This is a genomic window from Mycobacterium timonense (assembly GCF_025821985.1).
In the GTDB taxonomy this organism is placed as follows: domain Bacteria; phylum Actinomycetota; class Actinomycetes; order Mycobacteriales; family Mycobacteriaceae; genus Mycobacterium; species Mycobacterium avium.
In genome coordinates this window covers 1-4,969 of record NZ_JACKSY010000047.1, presented here as the reverse complement: position 1 = coordinate 4,969, position 4,969 = coordinate 1, and the positions used below count along the sequence as shown (strand labels likewise).

Below are 4,969 nucleotides of genomic sequence, written 5' to 3'. Positions count from 1 at the left end.
ACCCATGCCGAAGTCGATGCCATCAATGAACTCTCGATGGCACTGTTTGCGGAGTACATCAACCGCGGCGGCACAAACTACGACCTGGTCAGCCGCACCCTTAGCGACGTGGGGCACTCCAAACAGGTAGCGAAGATGGTGCAACTCTGCAGCCGACTGCTGGGGCGCGTCGATTGATCGGGGCCCAAGTTATCGTGATAGTTCCTAAGACAAAACAGGATTCACGCCAGCCCTATGTTTTTTGGCTGGGTGGGGATGTCCACGACAGACTTCTAGCTTGTCGGAACGGCCCCTGACGAGTCGGTGCCGGATAACGTGCGAATCAGGGTCTGCTTAGCCGGTTGCGCTTCGTGCAACGCCTTGAGTAGCTGGCCGAGCCGGGCGAGGCGCTGCGCGGCAGCTAAACAATCACGGGCGGTTTGGGCGCTGTTCGCGGCATCGACACCGTCGGCCGCCGTCACCGGGTCGACACTTAAAACCGTGCTCAACACAGCTTGCAGGTCGGCGCCGCTGATCGTCGCGCGCGCGATCATCATCGACTGCGCTCGCGCCAGCTTCTGACAATCCGTAGCGGGCCCGGCCGCCATATCCGGGCGATCGTCCCGGCCGGTCACGGCATCGACGGCACGGCTAAGCGGATCGGCACCCATCGAATCAGACGCCATATCGCGGCAGTAGTCGCCGGCGGCTGCGACGTCGCCCGCAGGTGCACGGGGGAGTGCCGCGGGGATTGCCGGCAGCATTGAAGATTCGTCGTCGGAACTGACCGCTCCGTCCGTGCTGGTGGGGGAGTGGCGTTCGGCGATGACCTCGTCGATCAGCTCTCGCAGCGCGGCGGTCTGCGCCCGGCTGTCGCTGATACCGTCCAGCACATCGGGTGCGGCCGCGACGACCCTGCGAGCTCCTGATTGACCGAGTTGCGCAATATCGTTGGGCGTTACCGGAATCCGCGTATCCGGGGCCGTCAAATCCCGCAGCGGGACCACCAGGGTTTCGACTCCTTGCCGGTAGCGCCGCGCATTCGACGCTGAACCTCCCAGCGTGTATTGCACGAATTGGCCGAAACCCGCAAATGGGGCGCCGGTGTCATCGTGAAGGTAGCGCCAGTCCTCGTCGCGGTAGATCGCGGCCAGGACCTCCAGCACCCCACCGACAGCGCGCTTGAGCTCCTCGACCCTCCGCACAGCACGCTCTCGGGGCGTCTCCACCTCCGCCGATCCGGACAACGCCACGGTCATGGTCACAATCGCTGACCCTCCGCAGCCGCCGCGGCCGCTGCCACCTCGGGCCCGACGAAGTCGACGACTCGCTCCCGCGTGCGCGGGTCCCCCAGCGCCCCCGCAACGACCTGCGCCAACGTCGGCGCAAACACCCCCGGCTCGGCGTCACACACGATCCGCAGCCGCTTGCGGATGCGGCCGTCGGGCATCAGCCGCAAAAGCCACACGACCACCTGCCCGGACTCGATCACCGACGGGCCGTTGCGCAAAGATCCCATCACCCGATGCTCAACCAACGCCCGCGCCAGCGGATCGGCGAAGTCCCCGACCGGGATCGCCTCCAACGGCCCGTCATACTGCGTTTGGTTGCCCAGCGCGCACCGCTGCTCGTACTCCTCGGCCGCGGCCGCCAACCCGGCCAGATACGTCGCCCGAAGCACCCGGCGATACTGTTCATCGTCGGCCAGCTCGTAGCGGCGAAACATCTCCGCCGCCCCATCGGGTGTGGCGGCATACTCGATCGCGGCCCGCCGCAGACGCTCGCGCGCCGCGCCCAGCTGCCGGCGAACCTCGGCCAGTTCCCGGCGCTTCTGCTCCCGTAATAACCCGGTGCCGCTAGCCGTCGTGCTCACGCCGGTTGGCCTCGTCGACACCCCAGAACTCATCGACCTGCCGCTGCACCGACAACTCGTCGGCACCTGTGAACACCTGCGTGCTGCCGTCGGTCGGATCGGTCACCTCAAGCTCCACCCACGTCTTACCGCCCATTGGTCACACCCCTTCTATGAGTCAAACCGCTTGATACGACTAAGGATTCGATCGGACGCCTTCACCACAGCATCCGCGGTTCGGCGTACCTTCTCAGAATCACCCTGCGCCCACCCATCGATGTAAGAGAACGAAAAACTCGGCGCGTCCATCCCATAACGCCGGCTCACCACGTAGCTGACGCTTTCTGCCTCAACCTCCATCGTCGAGCGCTGACCCCCCGCCCCAGTGTGATAATCGGCCGTGCGCTCCAAATGGCCGAGCTCGATGTGCGCCAGCTCGTGCGCCAACGTCTTCGCCTGGTGCGCATCGCTATAGCAGGTGTTGATCATCACCGTCTTCGAAACGGGGTCCGTCGCCCCATCAGGAATGTGATCACTCCGGCCGAGGTCCTTGTACACCAGCGTGTAGCCGTGAGCCTCCACCTGCGCGCGCAGATCGTCGTGCATCCCTGCCGGCGCGCGGCCCTCAGATCGAGTGAACGGCACCAGCGGCGCTTCCGGCAGCGGCGCACCGCTCGTCGACGACACGTCGAACACCGGCACAACCTTGTACCCGATTAGGCGTTCTTGCGTGGTCTGTTTGCCGTTTTCGTCCTCGACCACAACACGCTTGAGCATCGGCGCATAAATCCAGATCGCCTTCTCGCCCTTGTTGACCGAGCGCCCGAACTCTTTCCACTTGTGAAACCCCGCCACCCGGGTCGCGTCGGGCTTCTGCATCGAAATCAGCAGCTGGTTGTTCAGCGAGTACTGGTGGAAGCGCCGCGACACCTCAAGGAACTCCCGCCACTTGTCAGCGGTCGCGAGCTCGCCGATCGCGTTGTCGATTTCCCGGCGAACATCCTCGGTGCGAGTGGCCTTGTCGGAGAAGGTCACCGTCCGCCGCTCACCCAAACCCGCACCGGTGCCGGCGTGCGGCTCGGCCAATTCCGCGAGCAGCGCGGCCTCCCGTTTCTCCAGCTGCATGACCAGCGCCGCAGCCCGACCATATGCGGAGCGGGTATCACCCGAACACCGCCGCGGGCCACCCGGCTCAGTACTGGCCCTACACACCGCTCGCGTCTCCCTTCACCACGGGGATCGGCACGCCCTCCCGCGGCGACACCAGCATCAGCCAGCGAAAACTCGGTATTCAAGAGGACCTGCTCGACCCTCCTCTTGAATACGGGGCAGAGAGTCCGAAGGCTTGGTCCCAACACCAGCGAACAGAATTACCGACTCATGGGGAAATACGCGGCCACAACGGAAGTCGGAGCGGACCGCTCCCGCGCCGAAATCGAACGCACACTGCAGCGCTACGGCGCCCGCGGCTTCATGTACGGCTGGGACGAAACCCGCGCCGTGCTCGGCTTCATAATCCACGACCGCCACGTCCGCTTCATCCTGCCCCTACCGGACCGCGACAACCCCGACTTCAACCGCACACCCACCGGCCGCCAACGCACCGCCAAAGCCGCCGGCGAAGCCTACGAACAGGCAGTACGGCAACGCTGGCGCGCACTGGCCCTGGTCATCAAGTCGAAGCTCAAAGCGGTCGAAACCGGAATTGTCGACTTCACCAGCGAATTCCTCGCCCACCTCGTCCTGCCCAGCGGAGAGACCGTCGGCGACGCCGTTGTGCCGCGCGTCGACGAGGCCTACCGCACCGGCCACACCCCCGAGCTGCTACCAACACACAGCCCCCGAGCCATCACCCAATAACGCCAGAAAGGACCCGGTCGTGACAATCACCACCCGCATGCACGGCAAATCGAAATGGGCCAGAATCTCAGCCCAGCCAACCCGCCGCGACCTCGAATACTGGCTACAGGTAGATGCTGCATTGGCACGCGGCTGGAGTTACCGGCTGCCGCCCACCGCCACGGTCGCACAGTTCGCCTCAGCCATCACGTTCGCCGAATGGTGCGAAGAAGCTGCAGCCCGACTCCGCACAACCGACGTAGTCGACCTCGACGCGCTCACCAGAGAATGGCAGACACAAGCCGAACAATCCGGTGTCAAAGACCAACCAGCCTACGTCACAATCCTTTTCCTACTCGCGCTCCTGATTGCGACGTTTACCGGCGTACAGCTGGGCACCTACGTCGGAGTCTGGGCCCTGGCAACGGTATTCGGACTAGGTGTCGCCACCATCTTCTTCTCCGAGAGCAAGGTCCCTCCGCGACTAATTGTCGGGCCAGTCGCACCCAGGAGTGGCCCCGCATGGTTCCTGCGATATCCACAGAGGGCTGGAATCAATGGCCGCCGGTGACGCCCGTCGTGAATCACTTGCACCTGCCGGATTCGCCGAGCCACCGGCCCTCCGGCCCATGCAACAGCACTCAAGCACCGTCCCTGAAGCAAATCACCGCTGCCAGCCCCACTCGCACGGCGGAGCGTCATGACTGAGGCATCCGGATCTTTCGGGTCGAGGGCGTCGCTGACGTATTCCCGTAGTTCCTGAAGCGCCCGGCTTTGGGCCGCTGCCCAGCGGTGAGCTTCGTTCATCGCGTCTGCCCAACCGCGTTCGTATTGAGTGGGTCCCATGCTCATGTTTTGTCCTTGTCAGTTCGTTGAGGTGGATTCGAACTCGGCTGCATCGCAGTGGTCGCACTGGCGGCGGCGGCCGCGGTATTGCGGAAGGTCGATCGAATCCCACTCGTCCCATTGATGGCCGATGAGCGCGCACGCGGCGTCGCGCTGGCAACAAGGGCAGAGAAGGCGCTCCCCGGTCGCCGCCCACTCGCACTGTGGCAGCGCCTGTTTCAGTGCTGTCCGGTGGCTGTAGTGCACTGTCTGGTCTTCTTCGGCGTGGCGGCCACCGAGCCCTTCACCGCATTCGTCGCAATGCGCTTCGAAACATTGGGTGCTGCTAATGGCCTGACCCCGATCGGTTGATCCATGGCGTATGAGAGTCTTGCGGCCCACCTTTTGGGCAGGAAGGCTCGACAAGATCATGGCGACGAGGAAGCGGCATAGCCCCGAGCAGATTGTGCGCAA

7 protein-coding genes are annotated in these 4,969 nt (G+C 64.3%); 2 read left to right on the top strand and 5 right to left on the bottom strand.

Annotated elements, in window-relative coordinates:
* Positions 1–272: 272 nt before the first annotated feature.
* Genes H7I87_RS13395 through H7I87_RS13380 form a run of 4 tightly spaced genes read right to left on the bottom strand, consistent with a single transcriptional unit; the run spans position 273 to position 2,956 of the window.
* Positions 273–1,238 (bottom strand): hypothetical protein, encoded by a 966-nt coding sequence (locus tag H7I87_RS13395; protein ID WP_048892246.1) that lies wholly within the window; start codon positions 1,236–1,238, stop codon positions 273–275.
* 2 nt (positions 1,239–1,240) lie between these two features.
* A complete protein-coding gene (locus tag H7I87_RS13390; RefSeq protein WP_045374731.1) occupies positions 1,241–1,852 on the bottom strand; it encodes a hypothetical protein in 612 nt (203 codons plus the stop codon).
* Positions 1,836–1,958 (bottom strand): hypothetical protein, encoded by a 123-nt coding sequence (locus H7I87_RS13385; RefSeq protein WP_264002710.1) that lies wholly within the window; start codon positions 1,956–1,958, stop codon positions 1,836–1,838. The genes H7I87_RS13390 and H7I87_RS13385 overlap by 17 nt, the downstream gene beginning before the upstream one ends.
* A 44-nt stretch (positions 1,959–2,002) precedes the next feature.
* Positions 2,003–2,956, bottom strand: a complete 954-nt coding sequence (locus tag H7I87_RS13380; protein ID WP_231113851.1) for an ArdC-like ssDNA-binding domain-containing protein — start codon at positions 2,954–2,956, stop codon at positions 2,003–2,005.
* Positions 2,957–3,211: 255 nt separating this feature from the next.
* Here H7I87_RS13380 and H7I87_RS13375 point away from each other — a divergent pair, with 255 nt between their 5' ends.
* Positions 3,212–3,691: a hypothetical protein gene (locus H7I87_RS13375; protein WP_048892248.1), complete on the top strand. Its 480-nt coding sequence runs from the start codon at positions 3,212–3,214 to the stop codon at positions 3,689–3,691.
* A 19-nt stretch (positions 3,692–3,710) separates the two neighbouring features.
* Entirely contained in the window at positions 3,711–4,241 is a 531-nt protein-coding gene (locus tag H7I87_RS13370) for a hypothetical protein (protein WP_048892249.1), read from the top strand.
* 293 nt (positions 4,242–4,534) lie between these two features.
* Here the strand turns inward: H7I87_RS13370 and H7I87_RS13365 are convergent.
* Positions 4,535–4,969: hypothetical protein (locus tag H7I87_RS13365; protein ID WP_264002708.1), on the bottom strand; the 435-nt coding region annotated here is incomplete at its 5' end.

Excerpts from the sequence above, each read along its gene's own strand:
- H7I87_RS13395 (WP_048892246.1), bottom strand. The coding sequence starts at position 1,238 with ATGACCGTGGCGTTGTCCGGATCGGCGGAGGTGGAGACGCCCCGAGAG.
- H7I87_RS13375 (WP_048892248.1), top strand. The coding sequence starts at position 3,212 with ATGGGGAAATACGCGGCCACAACGGAAGTCGGAGCGGACCGCTCCCGC.
- H7I87_RS13380 (WP_231113851.1), bottom strand. The coding sequence starts at position 2,956 with ATGCAGCTGGAGAAACGGGAGGCCGCGCTGCTCGCGGAATTGGCCGAG.